Origin of the sequence: Nostoc sp. DedVER02, assembly GCF_034530675.2 — a bacterium.
Taxonomy (GTDB): Bacteria; Cyanobacteriota; Cyanobacteriia; order Cyanobacteriales; family Nostocaceae; genus Nostoc.
In genome coordinates this window covers 1-21,006 of record NZ_JAVRCP020000030.1, presented here as the reverse complement: position 1 = coordinate 21,006, position 21,006 = coordinate 1, and the positions used below count along the sequence as shown (strand labels likewise).

Genomic DNA, 21,006 nt, shown 5'->3' with positions numbered 1-21,006 from the left:
AAGAATTTGAAATCAAGACCATTGCAACAAACAAATCTCTCTCAAACTCTCATTTCTCTGCGCCCTCTGCGTCTTGGCGGTTCGTTATTCCTAATTCCTCCATAAGCCCAATTTTCCAAAACACTCTAACATCTTGAACAACTTATGGTTATAACAAACACAATTCGCTTTTCTCAGTTCAATGCTTCCTTAAATCGCAACGCAGAAGGAGACTTAGTAACCGATCTCTCCACCTCCGATAATCCCCAAGCAAAGGCAGTTGCAGAAATCATCCAACGTAATAACCCAGACGTACTCCTGATTAATGAATTTGATTATTCCCCAGAAGCAGTTCAACTATTCAAACAAAATTACCTTGCAGTTAGCCAGAATGGTGCAACTCCCGTTGACTACCCCTACTTTTATATCGCCCCTTCCAACACGGGTATTGCCTCTGGCTATGACTTAAACAACAACGGCACAGCAGTTACAACCCCAGGCGCAGCCGGATATGGTGATGATGCCTTTGGATTCGGTAATTTTTCTGGTCAATATGGGATGTTGTTGCTGTCCAAATATCCCATTGACACCGCCAACGTCCCCACCTTCCAAAACTTTCTTTGGAAGGATATGCCCAATGCTTTGCTTCCCGACGATCCGACAACACCAGAACCAAATGATTGGTATTCTGAGGATGAATTAGCAGTTTTACGCCTTTCCTCCAAAAGTCACTGGGATGTACCCATCGAAGTAAACGGCGAGACAATTCACGTCCTCGCTAGCCACCCGACACCACCAACCTTTGACGGGCCAGAAGACCGCAACGGCAAACGCAACCATGATGAAATCCGCTTTTGGGCAGATTACATAACCCCTGGTAAAGGCGATTACATCTATGATGATGCAGGTAAAACGGGCGGTATTTCTGCTGGTTCAGACTTTGTAATTATGGGCGATCAAAATGCTGACCCCGTAGATGGTGATAGTTATGACAATGCTATCCGGCAACTGTTGCAAAATCCCAATATTAATACTAATGTTATCCCTACCAGTCTTGGCGGCCCCCAGCAAGCAGACTTACAAGGTGGTGCAAACGCTAACCAAAAAGGTAATCCTAGCTTTGACACCGCAGACTTTGCCGATACCACTCCGGGAAACCTGCGAACAGATTACGTGCTACCCTCTGCTGATCTGCAAATTGCCAACTCAGCAGTATTTTGGCCGCTGAATACTGACCCAACATTCTCCCCAGTCGGTACTTATCCCTTCCCCAGTTCTGACCATCGCTTAGTATTCGCAGATGTGCAAACTAAGCCAACTGAAGCGGGTAAAACTATTCCTAATATTGAATTTGAGGAACAGACTACTTTTGCTACTGGCTTTATTCCTAGTGGCGCTGCGGGAAGCGTGAATGCTGTACAAACTCCATTGGGTGGATTGTCTGGCGTTACCTACGACGCAGTTAATAACCGTTACTACGCTATTTCAGACGATCGCTCTCAAGTTGCCCCAGCCCGTTTTTATACCTTCAATACTGTTGATGGGGTAACTTTTACCAATGTCACCACCCTAAAAGATACCAACGGCAACTTTTTTGCAACCAACAGCCTTGACCCCGAAGGTATTGCTTTAACCAATAAGGGGACGGTCTTTATCTCTTCTGAAGGTGAAGTTAATCTTGGTGCAGGTCGTGTTAGCAATCCCTTTATTAAAGAGTTTTCGTTAACTACAGGCGAAGAAGTGCGATCGCTATTAGTCCCCAGCAAATTCTTACCAGTAGTTGCAGATACCAATAATGATGGTGTTGTAAATACTGGAGATACGCAGACATTAGGTGTATACAATAACCTAGCATTTGAAAGCCTGACAATCACACCCGACCAAAAAACCTTATTTACCGCCACTGAAAACGCCCTATCCCAAGATGGATTAAGGGCTTCACTTACCAGTGGTAGCCCTTCCCGAATTCTGCAATACAATCTGGTTACTGGACAACCAGAAAAAGAATACCTCTACATTACCGATGCGATTCCCGAAGCACCAAACCCTAGTACAGGTTCTGCTGATAATGGTTTGGCGGATTTACTAGCAATAGATAATCGTGGTACTTTCCTCGCGTTAGAACGTTCCTTTGCTCAAGGTGTAGGTAACACCATCAAAATTTACGAAGTTTCTTTGCAAGGTGCAACAGACATCAGTTTCTACGATTCTCTGAATAATTTGAGTGCTGAACAACTAGCAGCGATTAAACCCGCCCAAAAGCGTCTGCTGTTGAATTTAAACGATCTGAATTTGCGCACTGATGCAAATCATCCGATTACAGGAGTGGATAATATAGAAGGTCTTGCCTTCGGCCCCAAATTAGCAGATGGTCGTCAGTCCATTGTGCTGGTGAGTGATAACAACTTTGGTAGCACTCAATTTACTCAAATCCTCACCTTGGATGCAGATTTAGTTCCCACTGCTGCACCTACAGTAGAAACCCGTCCTGATTTACTTGATGATCCGGCACTTCCCACATCTCAACGGGCTGATGCTGACGATCCTGCCATTTATGTTAATGCCACCAATGCTGCTGATAGTCTAGTCTTGACTTCAGTCAAAAATGCTGGATTGCGGGTTTATGATTTGTCTGGTAATTTGTTGCAGACAGTTAATCCCGGTGGTATTCGCTACAACAATATTGATTTGCAATACGGTTTCAAATTAGGCAATCAATCTATTGATATTGCTGTTGCTAGCGATCGCGGTAATGATAAACTAGCAATCTTCAAAATTAACCCAAACCCTGGCGCTGACGGCAATTATCTCGAAGATATCACCGACAGCAATATTGGCACTATCTTCCAAACCTCACCTTTTGAACCTCCCTATTCCACATCAACTCGCAGTTCTTACGGACTAACTTTATACCGTAGTCCTGTAACTAATGATTACTATGTCTTTACCAGTCGTCGCCAAACTGGAGACATAGCCCAATTCAAACTAATTGACAAAGGTAACGGCAAAATTGGAGCGGAGCTGGTGCGGGAATTCACCATCCCCTCACCCACAGCAGCAGACCGTTCTCCCCAAACAGAGGGTATGGTCGTTGACCAAGAAACCGGCTTTCTCTACATCGCCCAAGAAGATGTAGGCATTTGGAAATTCAATGCAGAACAAAATGGTAGCACAACAGGTAAGCTGATCGATCGCGTTCGGTTTGAAGGCGGTTCTCACCTCACCGATGATGCAGAAGGGTTGACCATATACTACGGCAAAAACGGCACAGGTTATCTGCTAGCATCCAGCCAAGGTGATAGCACCTTTGTTGCTTACACCCGTGAAGGTAACAACGAATACGTGGGTAACTTTGCCATTGGTAACAATGGGTCAATTGACAGCGTACAAGAGTCAGACGGCGCAGATGTGATTAACGTGCCACTAGGGTCTAACTTCCCATTTGGTTTATTTGTTACTCAAGATGGTTCCAATGAACCTGCAAAGACAATCGATGGTGAAAACGTCAGTTCTAACTTCAAACTTGTGCCTTGGGAGAATATAGCCAACGCCTTCCCCAATTCTTTAAATATTGACACCACTAGTTACGATCCACGAAATCCCGTTGCTCAACCCAAGCTGACAATCTATGAATTTGAAAACCTACCCAAATTAGGTACAACCTCTGAAAATCAAGATATTTTCTTAGGTGGTTTTTCTGGGTTGTATTTCCAAGGGTTTGCAGCAAACGGCAACCTAAAATTTGTTACCCATACAGACCGTGGCCCCAATGGAGAACCTGATGGTGTCAAAAGACCATTTTTCTTACCCGACTTTCAGCCAGAAATAGTTAGCTTTGAACTCAACCGCACCACAGGCGAAATCAGCATTACCAAGAGAACTGGACTATTCCGCCAAGATGGGACAACTCCATTAACGGGATTGCCTAATTTGCAAGCTGGAGCAAATGGTACTGCTTATACTGATGAAATTGCCGTTGACTTAGACAACAATGTTTTAGCTAACGATCCTTTGGGTGCTGATTTAGAAGGAATTGTAATTGCCGAAAATGGAGACTACTGGATGGTAGACGAATACCGTCCGGCAATTTACCACTTTGATGTTAATGGTAAACTGCTTGAGCGCTTTATCCCTCAAGGAACTGCCGCCGCACCTAACCCAGACAAACCCACCGGAACTTATGGTACAGAAGTATTACCAAAAGTTTATGCCCAACGCCGCAATAACCGGGGATTTGAAGCTGTAGCTTTGGAAGGTAATAAATTATATGCCTTTATCCAAAGTCCAATTGATAATCCCGATGTTGGCAATGATGCCACTTCCAAAGCTTCTCTCAACCTGCGAATTCTAGAGTTTGATATTGTCAGCAAGGAAGTAACAGGAGAGTATTTATATCGTTTAGAAGGTTTACCAGGAACCGATAAGCTTGGCGATGCAGTTTCCTTGGGTAACGACAAATTTGCAGTAGTTGAACGAGACGACAACGGTACATCTGCTGGTAATAAACTAATTTACCAAATTGATTTAGCTGGGGCGACCAACATCAACAACCCCGCTAACTTTAACTTGCCAGAAGGTAAAACCATTGAACAACTTAACACTGCTGAGTTAGCTGCTGCTAATATTACTCCCGTCAGCAAGAGCCTAATCGCTAATGCTGCTGAGTTGGGTTATACCGGGGTAGAAAAATTAGAAGGTTTGGCACTGGTAGCACCAAACACTCTTGCTTTGATTAACGACAACGACTTCAACGTTACAGGTAATACGCCTACTGAGAAACTCGGAATTCTCGAACTACCCAATAACTTAACAACTGTAGAGCCTACTTTCCCCAACGGTTTTGGTTCTAGCAACAGCGATACTGTCAATCTTGAGTCAGGACAATTCTTTAGTGCAGGTGACGGAGCAGACTTTATCGAAGGTACTGAAGGTAACACAATCGAGGCTGGTAAGGGTGATGACACTGTGCTTACAGGGAGTGAATCTTCAGTATCAGGCAATGACGGTAAAGATCAAATATTTATTGGTCAAAATGGCCCAGCTAAAAATACCAGTGCTGATGGTGGCAATGGTGATGATGTTATTACCGTAGTGGAAGCCAGTGGTAGTAATAATTTGTTTGGGGCGGAAGGTGATGATACTCTCACAGTAATTGAAGGTTCTCGTCAATCATTATTCGGTGGCTCAGATAACGATACCCTTCGTAGTAGCGGTAGCAATAACCGTCTCTACGGTGGTTCTGGAGATGACAAAATTTTCTCTAACGTTAATGACTCCCTAAGTGGTGGCGATGGCGATGATGTGCTATTTGCAGGTCAACAGGGCAGTAATCGCCTCAGTGGTGGTACTGGTGCAGACCAATTCTTGATTGCTAACGCCAGTCTGCCAGCTAGCAAAAATATTGTTACTGATTTTACAATCGGCATTGATAAAATTGGGCTGGGTGGTATTGGCGTAACCCAGTTTAGTGCCATTACATTATTGCAACAGGGTAATGACACTCTAGTTAAAATCGGAAATACAGAGTTGGTTTCATTACTAGGAATTACCTCAACTAGCCTGACTGCAAATGACTTCGTTTTCTCTCCTAGCATTGTGGCTTAATTTGTTCTAGAACTAATGCCATACACGTAGTAGGGGTAATTCATGAATTACCCCTACCGAGAAATAAAGGGTTGGGCTATTTTTGGCGTAAGTTCAAGACGCGATGAATCGCGTCTCTACAAGTGGTCTATTTGTCGCATTGTTTTTTCAAATGCCAATACTCTTGGGTTAAGCATTGATTTCTTCTCTCTACGTCCTTCTCTAACGAGACGCTACGCGATGGCGTTCTTGGCGGTTCGATAAAAAATTGACTTTTGCAAAGAGTTTTAGCTTGAACCCAAGCGTATTGACTTATGCATCACTCTTCTTCAGATGTAAGCTAAAAGCACAGAAGAAAAGAGTTAACATCCTATGCAGCAGTCCACAAAAGGCAATAACCGGGATTTTTGGCGACAGCTTGCTACATTGGTTGCAATCCTTGGAGCATTTATTATCAACGTCGCATCAAATATTTTCCCACTCAATGGACTAAACATAGGGGAAATTTCCAATACCTTGTTTAAAAATGTCCTGATTATCCCTGCCAATTACGCCTTTGCCATTTGGGGACTAATTTACCTTGGTTTGTTTGCTTTTGGAGTATATCAAGCTTTACCTAACCAACGACATGAGCCTGATTTACGTAAAACAGATTATCTGTTAATAATTGCCTGTATTGCTCAAAGTATCTGGGTATATCTATTCTTGTCTAGACTTTTTGCTCTTTCTATAATTGCAATGCTCTTGATTTTGTTGCCCCTAATTGGTATTTATGTGCAGTTAGAAATTGGCAACAAGCGCGTAACTCGGCTGATGAAATGGTGTATTCACTTTCCAATCAGCATTTATCTAGGTTGGATTAGCGTGGCGACCATTGTCAACATAGCGTGTACCTTGTATTTTCAAGGGTGGAACGGTTGGGGGATTTCTCCTGTAATATGGACTCTAATCATGTTAACGATCGCAACAGCAATTGCAGCAACTCTTCTTATTCAGCGTCGAGACATGGCTTATACAGGAGTAATAATTTGGGCATTGGTAGCGATCGCACTCAAGCACTGGAATAGCCCTATACTCAGAAATGCGGCATTGATTTTAGCAATTATCCTGATTTTAACCGCTACAATTAACAGCTTACGCACCCAACAAGAACATACACCTTGAAGGTAGAGGTAATTCACAATTAGACTTTAGTCTAGAGCAATTCTATGTAGATATAACTATAAAATGTGATAAAAGATGCGTAGAAAAAAGATACAAGGGATTTGCTAAATTAATGTAGGAAGTGAGAGATGAGCGATCGCACTTTTCGGCGACACAACGCAGGTACATCAAATTTTACCAATCCATCCCTTGTCTCACCAACTACTCCCACATTGGCAAATCCAACACGGGGTTTTGCACCAACAAATACTCCACTCACAACAATCACCGAGGTAGCAGACGTTCAAGAAGCCCAGTCTGCTGATGAGCAATCATTAGAACCAGAAGCCATCAAAGAAAAACCTCTTGTTCACGACATAAGTCGCATATCCTTGCGTCGTCTACAGCCGCAACTGACAGTTAGCCAACCAGGAGATCGGTATGAGCAGGAAGCCGACTCGGTTGCCAACCAAATCATGCGGATGGCTAGACCTGAGCCAAATATAATAAATTTCGGTGGGATGAATTCACAAGATATAATGCAGCGAAAGTGTGCAGCTTGTGAGGAAGAAGTACAAACTAAGCCCGCTAATGATGGCAGCGTCCATACTGAGGCTAATATTGAGAGTCAATTGAATAGTAGTAAGGGTGGGGGAAGTCCGTTATCTGCTGAAATCCGAGACTTTATGGAACCTCGCTTTGGTAGTAAATTCGACAATGTGCGAGTACATACTGGCTCAAATGCCATCCAAATGAGTAGGTCATTAGGAGCGCAGGCATTTACTCATGGTAGCGATGTTTACTTTGGTGCAGGAAAATCACCAGGTAATAATGAGTTGACTGCCCATGAATTAACCCATGTAGTGCAACAAACAGGCGCAGTGCAGAAAAAAAGTGATGTTTCCCCAGCGCCAACTCATATTCAACGCGCACCAGACGCAATGCCTCCGAAAAAAGGCACAACTAAAATTGACAAAAAGAATACCACAATTACTGCCTCCGGGAAAAATATTACCGAAGCAATTACCAACTTAACATCACAAGGAAAGGGCGAAGCTGGTAGTGTTACTTGTGCCCCGGAAAAAGATGTCAAAACTTACCAAGCCGATGATAAATCTGATGAAATTGTCTACGAGGCAGACGTTTCAGTAACAGAAACCAAGGCAATGCCCGTCTGGACTGAACTTGACCAACAGTGCGAACCAGTTAAAAAAGAATGGGCAAGGTTTTATAGTGCTTTAGATACCCACGAAAATGGGCATATTAGTATTGATGAGAAAGCTTTTAAAGATTTACACAAAAAGTTGCTTGGTAAAAAGCCCTCAGAAGCCGACAAGATTTTTAACGATACTTATACCAAAGCGAATACTGATAATAGTACTTACGACACTACAACTAAGCACGGGCTGACTCAAGGCACAGGAGTAACGCCAGTACAGTGTGCCCCAGAAAAAGTTTCTCAAAATGAAGAAGAATCAAATGCACAGATAGAAGTTCAAACTAAACAGGTAGAAGCGAAAACGCTACAACGCCAACCCGCTAATGATTTTTTATCTAATAAAACAACTCTGCAAACAAAACTTAGCCCTACTCTCTCAATTACTTCACAACCCCACTCGACCATACAAGCACAACCGCAGACTAACAAAGTACAGATGAAATGTAGTGCTTGTGATGAAGAGGATAGCGTACAACGTAAGACACTTGCCCAGAACATCACCCCCCACAAAGACAACAAATCAATTCAAAAACTGGGTTGGAGCGATATCAAAGATGCAGCAGGAGCAGGAGCTAACTGGGTTGGAGATAAAGCCAGTGCAGGTGCTGAATGGGTTGGAGATAAAGCCAGTGATGTCGCTTCTATGGGCAAAGAAGCCTTTGCTGCCCTAGTTGCGAGAGTTGCCCCAGGTTTAGCTGATTTGATTCGCCAAGGGCCAATGGGGTTACTAGGTGAAAAAATTAAAGACGGTATTAAAACCTGGGTTTCTAGCATCACTGGAAATATCGATATTGCTAGTATAATTGCCCAATTGCAAGGTAGTTTTACAGGAGTCTTTGAAGGGATTCAGGGTGCTGTCAAAGGCGATCCAGCCTCTTGTAGTAATTTTGCCAATAGTTTAAAGGCGTTGCAAGACTTGGGACACGCCTTTATGGAAAATCCTGCCGTTAAACAAATCCAGGCGGTGTTTTCTCAAGTCAAAGGCGTTTTCCAAAAAGTTACCGATTTAGTAATCGCCCCAGCTTTTGATGCCTTGATGAGCGTTGCCGGGGGCGTATTTGATGTTGTTAAAGGGCTGGCAACCACAATCTGGGAATGGGGCGCTCCCGTTCGCAATACTCTAGGCGCTGCCTGGGATTGGGTGAAAGAACAACTCGGCATTGGTGGTGATGGCGAAGGTGGCGTGCTGGGATGGTTGAAGACTAAAGCTTCCCAGGTATGGGCAGAAATTAAAGGCCCACTCGCGCCAGTCCTTGGCCCTTTGAAGACTGTAGGCAGTGTCTTACTGGCTTTTTCACCAGTGGGTTCAATCTACCTCATCGTCAAATATGTTCCCCAGTTAGTTAAAGCAGTGGAGTGGTTATGGGCGCATAAAGACGATAAAGATATTGTCAAAAACGCTCATAAAGAAATGGGCGGTACAATTTTGCCGGAACTACTGAGTACTGTAGAAGGATTTAGCCAAACCATGCAATCTACAGTTAGCAGTTTGGTAAATCAGGCAGTTCAATTAAGTGAAGCAGTTTTAGAATTGCTAGGCTCAATTAGCGGCGTGCCATTATTAAGCATGGCACAAAGCCTAGTGCAGACAGTATCCAATGGTGTAAAAGAATTCATCACCTGGTGTCAAGAAGGATTCCAATCAGCCGCTAAGTCAGTCCAAGAATTCGCCAGCAAAATTGTCACGAAGATTAAACCATATATTGGCGTGCTAACTTCATTGGGATTAGCCATTGTCAATCCGCCAATGATTCCCGTCATCCTAGCGGGTTGGGCTTGGCAAGCTTTGGATGACTGCTACAAAGCCCCAATTATTAATTTCCTCCTAGATATTGTCATTGGTGCGCTTCAAGCTGCACCCACGTTGACCATGCTTGGCCCATTGTGGCCGATAGTTAAAACAGCAGTCATCGGCTTCCTCGAAGGAGTACGGAACCAAGATGACCAGAAGAAAATTGCGATCGCTAATCGGCTAGCTCAGATTATCAGTGGTGGTAGTCCAGGTTTCTTGATGGGATTTGTCAAAGGACTGCTTAAGGGAATTTGGGAGGGTGTAACCGATCCATTTAAGCTGATTTATTTAGCCATTGAAGGACTTGGAAGCTTAGTTTCTTGGTTTGAGAATGCAGCTAGCGATGCCTTAGAGCTTACCCCAGCGATCGCAGGAGCAACTGCCCAAGGCGCAACCCCAGAACAGAATGCAGAGCAACTACCCAATAACGAAAAAGCAGAGATGGGTAAGCGAGTGCAGCAAATGGCTGGAGACATACAACCATCTGTGGCTAAAGTGACAACGGGCTTTATGCCTGCGGTGCAAGAATTCTTTAGTGGCGGTGAGGGATTGACCTTTGCCGATCTGATGCACAAGCTAGGTGCAGCTTGGGCTGGAGTTCAAAACGCAATTCAAGGCGCAGCTAGTCAAATTGCTCAAAAAGTCTTTGACTTCATGCTTAAAGAAGGAGCAGAAGACGAGATTGGTGAAGGGGCGGGTTGGTTAACCGGAACGATCGCTTTCCAAGTGATTCTCGATTTCGTAACTGCTGGAACTTGGACACCTGTAAGTGCTGTTGGCAAAGCTTTACAAGGATTTGCTAAATTCCTTAATTTCCCGAACAAAGTGATGGAAGAAGCCTTTGTTCTATTGAAGAAATTGGGTGGTTTAGTTCTAGATGGCGTTAAGGGTATTGGTCAATTATTGGAGCGTGCAGGCGGTGCTATCAAGGAAGTGCTTGGTTCTTTAGGTGAAATTGGTCAAAAACTGATTACCTTTGCCGAGGAACTGTTAGGGCGTACTAGAGGGGCAGCTGGTGAAGCCGTAGAAAAAGGCGTTGGCAAAGCCACAGCCGAAACCGTCGAGAAGGGTGCAGAGAAAGTTGCAGTAGAAAGTGCAGAAAAAGCAACAGCAGAAACTGTTGAAACAGGCACAGAAAAAGCTGCTCAAGAAGCCGCCGAGAAAGATGCAAATAAAGCGGCTCAAGAAAGTGCCGAAAAAGATGCTGGCAATGCCGCAGAGGAAGCTGCCGAAAAGGATGCTAAAAAAGCAGCAGAATTACCAGCAGCGATCGCCGAAGCAAAATCAATTACAGAAGCAAATGATATTGTCAATACACCAGCACTCGTTCTAATTGGCATTCTGACTGCAACTGTCAAACCTCAATATTCATGGATCAAAGGCTTTGAAGCTCACGTAAAACAACCAGGTCATTACTCGATTCACATGATTGCTAGCGATCATGAAATCGATTCAGACTACACAACTCCAGAAGCAGCGGCCGTTGAAGCGTGGCGTGATAAACTAGAGAAAAAATCCACACCGAGTAACAGCGTCAGAGATAAATTTGAAATTACGCATACAGGACAAGATAACTTTCTTGTAAAAGGTAATGGAGAGAAAGTTTGGGTGGATGGGATTCGCCCATCAGATCAATTTTTACTAGATGCTAAATGTGTTGACAATTTAGCTCGCAGCCCATTTGTTCCAAACTCTAAATGCCCAGATTTCATTCGTAAAAACGCAGTTGCACAAGTTGAAGATGAGTTCCGGCGCTATGCTGCTGTAATTGCTGATTCTTCTACCCCAGTAAAAGGACTTGAGGTTATTGTTAGCGATAAGGCAGCACAACCTTTCTTTGAAGATTTATTAAAAAAATATAATATACCAGGACGTGTGGTTATTCCATAATAATATTAACGAGAAAGTAATTAATGAGCAGCTACTATATATCTCCACCAGAAACAACCAATTGGCAAATTACGCCAGATATTCTTGCTAAGGAATTGAAAGGTCAGTGGAATAGTGCAAAAATTGAAACAATTGATAGCGTCCAAAGTATCCATTCACTTGCTTGGATACTCCAGATTGACAGATGGCGCTTAGATGGAACCCTTACAAAAGAAGGTAATGTAGTCCATCTTGATGGTGACGTTCATGCTTGTGCGAGATTTGCTATTTGGTTCCGAACAAAAGTTCCTATTGAGCAAGAACTTATTTTTTATGATGAGGGTTACTCTTCAGATGTTGTGATTGAATCAGAAACTATCGAGAGCGATCTTGTTCAACCATTTATAACTTCTTGATACTTAAAGCAAAATCAGCCAAGTTTTACGTAAGAACTATTCTGAAAAATAATGGCAATCAAGATAAAACACTATGGGTTGGATAAAAAACTAACGCTACGCGATCGCACCATCTCCCCTTTCCCCATCCACGCGCAAACTCTAACTGTCACAAAACTGGAAGACGAGGTGATTGAATGTCGTCTCACCTTTCAAAGTAATCTAGAATTTCACCAACGCATTGAAACTGAAGCCTTATTCAACCTCAAACCAGAAATCCGTATTCCCCTTTCAAGTGAAGATTTTGCACCTGAAGCAGATATCCAAATTGAAGTTAGTTTACAGCCAGATTTTCTCCCAAATTTTAAAGAACATCTTGCTAATGTAGACAATATATCTATTAATTTACTCAAGTTAAACCAACAACCTGATAATCTCCTATTTGATACAGAAAATTGGCTGTTATTATCAGCTATGCAACTGGAAACATCTACACGAGTTGGCTATCGTACCTTATGGGATTATCTCAGCCCAGCTACTCTTGCCCAAGCTGCCATATCTGGGAAACCTGATCATATTTCCGATGCACTGGGAACTTTTTTCAAAGAATGGACGCAGAATAACTTGTCTACTGTGACTGAAAAAGCCACTGCTGAACTTTTTGATGGAATTGCTCATTTTTTCAAAGGTTTCGCTGATTTCAATCTTGATGAATTAAAGAAAATCTTTAATGATATCGATCGGCAAGTTGCAAAAAATGATAAACCCCCTGCAATTGACAGAACAATTCTTGAGGAAATGCTCAAGTTTTTTACTGAAGATGACTGGAACTTTACTAAATTGCAAGGGGAATCTGTCTTACAACTCCCATTTCAAGGTAAAAATGGCAGATGGAACTGTTATGCCAAAGCTAGAGAAGAAAATAAGCAATTTGTCTTTTACTCACTTTGCCCCATCACTGTACCGGAAAGTAAAAGACAAGCTGTTGCTGAATTCCTCACTCGTGCCAATTACGGTTTGATGATTGGCAACTTTGAACTCGATTTTAGCGATGGTGAGATTCGCTACAAAACTAGTATTGATATTGTAGGCGATCGCCTCACTTTTACTTTAATCAAAAATTTAGTTTACGCTAACGTCACCATGATGGACGAATACCTACCAGGGATTATATTTGTAATTAATGGCGATGTTTCACCCGAAGAAGCAATTAATAAAATAGAATCCATTATATAGGTGTCGTGTTACAGAAAGTGTTACCAAGGGCAAAGTAATAAATAAAGTACCAAATTTTATTGAAGAGTTGGAAATGTATTCACTTGGATTATACTTCAATAAATGAAAAAGGTTAAATACAGACAATTTTTGCTCTTTGGTTCCGACTAAAATTCAATTTTAAACTTTTTTAACAATGGTAAGCGATCGCTAACAGATAAAAACTATAAAATATTAACAAATAATTTAATAGTCAAAGTAATAAAATTGAGTTTATTAAATTTTTAATTGTTTTTATCAGCTTTCATAAATATTACAAATATTACTTTTTTCCTCGAAAGAATTTTAATCGTTTCTTCGGTTTAGCTTATTCTTCCCTTAATCTTTTAATGAAAACATCTTTAGTGCTAGTTAAGTTCTCTCATAACTACTACCAACAGATTTAAGTTCTGAATCTCGTTCTTCCACATTCATTACTCACTAATATCAAGTCCGGGTAATTAGTTATGATTCTCACACTCATTACACTCCATACACTAGTAGATTCGCTAACACTGTGAAATTCCATCATCATTTCTCAAGCTTTCAACAACTCTGAGAAAATGCATTTTTTGGAATTGTATTCTCTGTGTTAATGAAGGAATCGGACTTAACGGACTTGCCCAACTGTAAAGGACTTACGCAAAAATTTAGCCGAAGCCCTGATTTTGAGGTAGGGACAATTCGTGTAAATGCAAAGCGGTTTACCGCAGGGTATTAGCCCTACCGCGTCTAGTTTTGTAATTCTGAAATTTCCCCGTAATTCCGGTTTCTAGCATGAGAACACGATCTACTTTTCTCGCAAGTAAGTAATGAAATGAGAGGACTTGAATACCTTGTGGTGCAGTTAAATACCCAATACCCAAATAACATTCTAAGATTATGGCAATTGAGTTAGTCGGCTTTGCCTCTTTACCTGCTGATACCTATGATGATGGATCAATTTCTGGTAAGGAAATTTCAGCTAATGGCAGAACTGGGCCTTTTCCAGGACAACCAATACAGGGATTTAGTGGCGTACAATTTGGTAACAATAACTCTTTGTACTTCTTGTCAGATAATGGCTACGGTAGCAAAGATAATAGTGATGACTTTCTATTGCGTATCCATCGAGTAGACCCAAATTTTAAGGGGACGGAAAATGGAGATGGTAGTGTTAAAGTTTTAGACTACATTCAACTATCCGATCCTAATAACAAGATCCCTTTCCAAATAGTTAATGAAGGAACTAGCGATAGATTACTGACTGGTGCAGACTTAGATGTAGAATCATTTGTCTTTGATAAAGACGGGACAATCTGGATTGGAGACGAGTTTGGCCCTTACCTGCTGCATTTTGATGCCACTGGTAAGTTATTAGAGGCTCCCATCTCTACACCTGACCGATTCAAAACCTTAGATGGAGAAGCACCTAAAGTCATTGGTCACAGAGGTGCAAGTGGCTATCGTCCAGAACACACCTTAGAGTCTTATAAACAAGCCATTGAGCGAGGCGCTGACTTTATTGAGCCTGACTTAGTAGTTACAAAAGATGGTGTGCTAATTGCTCGCCACGAGCCTGCTTTAGCAGTTTTGAATGCTGATGGTACTGTTAATTTCAGCAATACAACTACAGATGTTTACAAACATCCAGAGTTTGCCGATCGCCTCAAAACAGTAAGCTTAGATGGAAACACAATTACAGGTTGGTTTGCTGAAGACTTCACCTTAGCTGAAATCAAAACTTTACGCGCCGAAGAACGTCTACCTTTCCGAGATCATTCCTTTGACGATCAATTTGAAATTCCTACCCTCACAGAAATCATCGATTTAGTTAAACAAGTAGAAGCCGACACAGGTAAAAAGATTGGCATTTATCCTGAAACTAAGCATCCGACCTATTCAGCCAGTGAAGCCACTTATGTAGGCACTACCGAAAAAATAAACAGAAACACCAGTCAGTTATTGATTGATACGCTCAAAGCAAATAACTTTACTGACCCCAATCGCATCTTCATCCAATCTTTTGAAGTGGGCAACCTCAAAGAACTGCATGATACCATCATGCCTGCGGCAGGGGTAGATATCCCATTAGTTCAATTGCTAGATGCCGGTGACATTGATATCAATGGCAAGATTATCGAAAGTCAGCCTTATGATTTGAAAGTCAGTGGTGACACTCGCACCTACGGCGACTTGCGAACACCAGAAGGCTTAGCTGAAGTTGCCACCTATGCTGATGGCATTGGCCCTTGGAAGCGGATGATTGTTAGCGTCAAAGGTACTGATGCTAATGGTGATGGCAAAGCCGATGATGTGAATGGGGATGGAGCAGTCAATGATGCTGATAAGACAACATTACCTCCCTCTACCTTAATTCAAGACGCTCACAACGCTGGTTTACAGGTTCACCCCTATACCTTCCGTGCAGAAGATCAGTATTTAGCAGCAGATTATAAAGGCAAGCTAGAGCTAGAAATTCAGCAGTTCTATCAATTAGGTGTAGACGCACTCTTCTCAGATTTCCCTGATATTGCGGATAAAGTACGCGATCGCCTTAGAGACGATCCTCAGTATAATGTAGTGCGATCGCCACAAAATCCTGATGTCCTCTCAGGAGACGCTTTTGCTAACCTGGGTAGCTCTAAAGGTTTTGAAGGTGGAGCAATCAACGCCAGTAAAACCAAACTCTACATGCTACTAGAGGGTACAGTTCAAGGCGATGCGGCTGGTGCTTTGCGGATTAATGAATTTGACCTTGCTAGCCACGATTACACTGATAGAAAACTTTACTACAAGCTAGACAATCCTTCAAATTCCATCGGCGATCTTGCAGTTATTAATGATAATGAATACCTGGTCATTGAGCGGGATAATAATCAAGGAGCTTCCGCTAAATTCAAGAAGATTTTCAAAATAGACCTGTCGAAAACAGATGCTAATGGCTATGTAGTCAAAGAACAAGTTGCGGACTTATTAAATATTCAAGACCCTAACGACCTCAATGGGGATGGCAAAACCACCTTTGATTTCCCATTCCAAACCATTGAAAACGTTTTAGTTGTTGATAAGAATACTATTTTGGTAGCTAATGACAACAATTATCCGTTCTCAACAGGTCGTCCTGGGAATGATCCTCAAAATCCAGTTATCGACAACAACGAAATCATTCTCCTGAAGTTGGATAAGTCCCTTAACCTTGCTCCTGGTTTAGGTCAACCCCAAGCTGAAGAAATTAACTTTGGCTCCACTACCAGCGATGATATTACAGTTCAGCCAGATCAAACCTTATTCACAGGTGACGGAGCAGATTTTGTAGAAGCTAGTACAGGTAACACAATCCAAACTGGCAACGGCGATGACACGGTGCTTGTAGGAAGTAACTCATCAGTGTCCACAGGAGACGGTAACGATCAAGTCTTAATTGGTGTAAATAGCCCTGCTAACAACACTACTGCTAATGGTGGTGCTGGTGATGACGAAGTTACTGTAGTTGAAGCCAGTGGTAGCAATAATTTGTTCGGAGGTGCAGGTGCTGATACTCTGACAGTCGTTGAAGGTTCGCGTCAATTATCCTTCGGTGGTTCAGGTAACGATACCCTCAAGAGTAATGGCAGCAATAACCGTCTCTATGGTGGTTCTGGAGATGACAAACTCTTCTCCAGCGTCAATGACTCTCTATTTGGTGGCGATGGTGATGATGTGCTATTTGCTGGTCAACAGGGTAGTAATCGCCTGACTGGTGGTGCTGGTGCTGACCAGTTCTGGATTGCCAATGCTAGCCTACCGACAAGCAAGAATATTGTTAGCGACTTCACAGTTGGCATTGATAAAATCGGGCTTGGTGGTATTGGCGTGACTCAATTTAGTGCTTTAACGCTGTTGCAACAAGGTAATGATACTTTGGTGAAAACTGGAAATACTGAGTTGGTTTCATTATTGGGAATTACATCAACTAGCCTTACAGCAAATGATTTTGTTTTCTCTGCTAGTGTGGTTTAGCTCAAAATTCGAAATTAGTTAACTAACTAATGCGGGGGAGCAATACTCCCTCGTTTTTAGCAACAGAAATAGTAAGAAAAAAGAGGATTTTTTAGAAGTTATATTACCTACTTAAGTAAAAATCAGTAATAATTTTTATACCTAAATTACAGAGATTTCTATCAGTATTAGAATTATAACTTACGCAAAAGACACGTATTAGGAGCAATAACTTGCGGAAAGCCGCTTTGTATATACATGAATTTACACTACTATAAAATCAAACTTTGGGCTATTTTTTCTATAAGTCCATAATATAATCATTGATTAAATTCAAATAATATTTTAGGGAAATTAAATAACCTTATCCCGATTCTATATCTAAGTTATATAGGAATCATATTTGATTTTTAAACGAAATTAGATATTGTAGAGTGTGTTAGAACGGAGTTCGTAACGCACTATTATCAAAGGTTTGATGCGTTACGCTGTCGCTAACACATCCTACAGATATTTTCAGAAATCAAACCGGATTCCTATATTAACTATTACTAAGCGTAAATGCTGAAAAAATCAACTTTGCATCGTAACTTTGAGGGTATGTTTTGCTAGGATATCGTCTTCAATTTAATAGTAGCTAAAATCGTAAATTTACTGAAGGCAAATGCTGAGTTCATCTCATATATTAGGGCGAGCAAATAGTAAGCATTTACTTAAGTAGAATTATGGCAAATAAAATTCTGAATTTCGTAGAAGTTCAAAAAAATGGCATAAATGGTGTCGATGGACTTGATGGTAGCTTCTCTACTACCATCAGCCCTGACGGAAAATTCCTCTATGCGTCTGGCTATGATGACTCGGCTGTAGCGGTATTTGAACGCAATCTACAAACAGGTAAATTGAGTCTTGTAGAAGTTCAAAAAGATAATACGGATGGTGTTGATGGGCTTGCTAATCCTGAAGACCTCACTATCAGTCCCGACGGCAAATTCCTCTATATCCCTGGATATGGAGACTCGGCTGTAGCGGTGTTTGAGCGTAATCTCCAAACAGGTAAATTGAGTTTTGTAGAAGTTAAAAAAGATGATACAGATGGTGTCGATGGACTTGGTGGTGTTGCTGCTGTAACTATCAGCCCCGACGGTAAATTCCTCTATACTAGTGCATCTGATGACTCAGCAGTAGCGGTGTTTGAGCGCAATCTCCAAACAGGTAAATTGAGTTTTGTAGAAGTTAAAAAAGATGATACAGATGGTGTTGATGGGCTTGGTGGTAGCTTCTTTACCGCTATCAGCCCCGACGGTAAATTCCTCTATACTAGTGCATCTGATGATTCAGCAGTAGCGGTGTTTGAACGCAATCTACAAACAGGTAAATTGAGTTTTGTAGAAGTTAAAAAAGATGATACAGATGGTGTCGATGGACTTGCTAAAGTCTCTTCTGTAACTCTCAGCCCCGACGGTAAATTTCTTTATGCTGCTGGATTCGGGGACTTAGCGGTAGCGGTATTTGAGCGCAATCTCCAAACAGGTAAATTGAGTTTTGTAGAAGTTCAAAAAGATGATACAGATGGTATCGATGGACTTTCTGGTGTCACTCATCTAACTGTCAGCCGTGACGGTAAATACCTCTACGCATCTGGATTAGGGGACTCAGCAGTGGCGGTGTTTGAGCGCAATTTACAAACAGGTAAATTGGATTTTGTAGAAGTTCAAAAAGATGATACGGATGGTGTCGATGGACTTGCTGGTGCTAGTTATGTAACTCTCAGCCCCGACGGAAAATACCTCTATGCATCCGGTTCTGATGACTCGGCAGTAGCGGTGTTTAGCGTGCCTTTCAACCATGCACCAGAGGTAACAAATGAAATCCTTGACCAAGAAGCCACTGAAGATAGCGTCTTCAACTTCACCGTCCCAGTTGATACCTTCAGCGATGAGGATGTTGAAGATATCCTGACTTACACTGCAACTCTAGAAAATGATGATTTACTACCCACTTGGTTGAACTTCGATCCTACTACACTTACCTTTAGTGGTACTCCTAAAAATAAAGATGTAGGTAGTTTGAATATCAAAGTCACCGCTAAAGATATTGCTGGAGATGAAGCCAGTGATGTTTTTAAACTCGCGGTTGCTGATACGACTACTAGTATCCAATCGATTACTCTCTTCACACTCATTACAGGTGATATCTTTAGTGTTAAAACTAAGCTGAACAAAAAAGGTGATAAAGGAAAACTCTCAATCAAGATTAAAACCAATACCTCTTTACAGGTGAATGAACTGTGTGTATTTGCTGTTGATGATGAAGAAGGTAAAATTAACGGCATAGCCCCTGGTGCAGAGGGTTATACCAAACTGGCTCTACAGCGTTCAAAGGTAATTTTATCCTCCATTGCCAAGCGGCCCAAGGGTTTTAAAAACGACGACTTAAAAAATATTTTAGAATTCGAGTCTGGTACGAAACTTAGATTTTATCTGGTATCTAATAGTACTACTCAGGCTGTACTGTCTGGACAAACTTCTTTATCAACTGTTGTTTTTTCCTCAGCTACAAATAACAACACAGGAGAAGAAGGGTTTTCTCTCAACTTCCAGGATTTTGTTGTGACGCTTCAAGCAACAGAAGAAAAGGTATCTTTAGGTACTGGTTTGCAAGGTAAATCTCAAGGTGAACTGATTGATTTACGAAGTGTGACACAATTAGTAACAGCTGAGTTTGTAGTCAACAGAGAAGCGTCTTACAACAACTTTGTCGGTTTCTATCAAATAGCTGATGAAAATGGTGGTATTGATACTAATGGTGATGGCAAAGCAGATATTCTCGTTGGGCAAGCTGGTTATGCTGAAGCTGCTGTGCGTGGGCGTGTTGGAAGTATTGATTTAATGGTAGACAATCAAGGTACAGCAAATTACACTGGCAGTTTTGGGGCTGATTCTCTGTTTGCACCATTTATTATTGTGAATGGTAAACCCGATGCTATTGTCAATGGCCATGGCAGGAAAAATGGCCATGGCAATAAAAATGTTTACTTCTCATTTTTGGGTGCTAACTCAGATAAAGTAGATCACATCCGACTGTTGGGAAATAACACCTTTGGTTTTGAGGATCTACCGAATAGTGGTGACAAAGATTATAACGATGTAATTGTGCAGGTAAAATTGACTGTCAATGCTGTTTCCTAATATCAAATGACTTATTAAAACTAAATGAACTCGTCCCGCTTCTAGGTAAGCCTATTTGGTTTCGAGCAATCAAATAGATTCGATTTTAATGAAACGAGTGAATTTATTGAGGTAGGGTAGCACAGTTGTGTTACCCTACTCATTTTTTTGATTTTTGAAAAAATTCTGTACGACAAAAAGAGTCTTCTTTACCCTTTCCTTTTCTCTACCCGATGCTATTCTCGATCGCAATGCCAATCACAATCCGCAGGTTTACTTTGTATTCTGGGTGCTATAGCAAAGGACTGGGGACTGGGTGAAAAGTCTTTTTGCGTCTAAGTTTCATCATCGGTTGATGTCCTAACCACCAAGGCTTGTGCCAACGCCAGTTGCTACAACGGATAGTGCCGAAAGCAAGCAACGAGCATCTGACTCGTTTGCCGCCGACGCTATCGAGCGTTGGGAACCTCCCTTTCGGGTGACGCTCGTTCGCCTTTGGTGTGCCGTAGGCAAGACTCGCTTGCCGCCGACGCTAATACCAGTCGCCTACGGTGAGAAATCCACCTACTGGACTGACACAGCTAAAATGTTGCATTAGAACTAACAGATTCCTCCTCCTCAAAAACTGGATAAAGATGTTGCAGT

At 41.8% G+C, this 21,006-nt stretch carries 9 protein-coding genes; all 9 read left to right on the top strand.

The genetic code is table 11. The annotated features are described in order from the left end of the window. The first annotated feature begins 144 nt into the window (after nt 1–144). Nucleotides 145–5,583 carry a phytase gene (locus RMZ41_RS23965; RefSeq protein WP_322640009.1) on the top strand — a complete coding sequence of 1,813 codons (5,439 nt, stop codon included), beginning with the start codon at nt 145–147 and terminating at the stop codon, nt 5,581–5,583. Between the two features lie 42 nt (nt 5,584–5,625). Further along, complete coding sequence (locus RMZ41_RS23960) at nt 5,626–5,826, top strand: hypothetical protein (protein WP_322640010.1); 201 nt, start codon at nt 5,626–5,628, stop codon at nt 5,824–5,826. A 108-nt stretch (nt 5,827–5,934) separates the two neighbouring features. Beyond that, nucleotides 5,935–6,726: a tryptophan-rich sensory protein gene (locus tag RMZ41_RS23955; protein WP_322640011.1), complete on the top strand. Its 792-nt coding sequence runs from the start codon at nt 5,935–5,937 to the stop codon at nt 6,724–6,726. Nucleotides 6,727–6,854: 128 nt separating this feature from the next. Further along, nucleotides 6,855–11,606 (top strand): DUF4157 domain-containing protein, encoded by a 4,752-nt coding sequence (locus RMZ41_RS23950; RefSeq protein WP_322640012.1) that lies wholly within the window; start codon nt 6,855–6,857, stop codon nt 11,604–11,606. A 23-nt stretch (nt 11,607–11,629) separates the two neighbouring features. Continuing rightward, nucleotides 11,630–12,001: a hypothetical protein gene (locus RMZ41_RS23945; RefSeq protein WP_322640013.1), complete on the top strand. Its 372-nt coding sequence runs from the start codon at nt 11,630–11,632 to the stop codon at nt 11,999–12,001. A 51-nt stretch (nt 12,002–12,052) separates the two neighbouring features. Further along, nucleotides 12,053–13,216 carry a YbjN domain-containing protein gene (locus tag RMZ41_RS23940; protein WP_322640014.1) on the top strand — a complete coding sequence of 388 codons (1,164 nt, stop codon included), beginning with the start codon at nt 12,053–12,055 and terminating at the stop codon, nt 13,214–13,216. A gap of 897 nt (nt 13,217–14,113) precedes the next feature. Then, nucleotides 14,114–17,215, top strand: a complete 3,102-nt coding sequence (locus RMZ41_RS23935) for an esterase-like activity of phytase family protein (RefSeq protein ID WP_322640017.1) — start codon at nt 14,114–14,116, stop codon at nt 17,213–17,215. 704 nt (nt 17,216–17,919) lie between these two features. Continuing rightward, nucleotides 17,920–20,382 carry a beta-propeller fold lactonase family protein gene (locus tag RMZ41_RS23930; protein WP_322640015.1) on the top strand — a complete coding sequence of 821 codons (2,463 nt, stop codon included), beginning with the start codon at nt 17,920–17,922 and terminating at the stop codon, nt 20,380–20,382. A gap of 355 nt (nt 20,383–20,737) precedes the next feature. After that, nucleotides 20,738–20,959: a hypothetical protein gene (locus tag RMZ41_RS23925; protein ID WP_322640016.1), complete on the top strand. Its 222-nt coding sequence runs from the start codon at nt 20,738–20,740 to the stop codon at nt 20,957–20,959. Nucleotides 20,960–21,006: the final 47 nt, after the last annotated feature.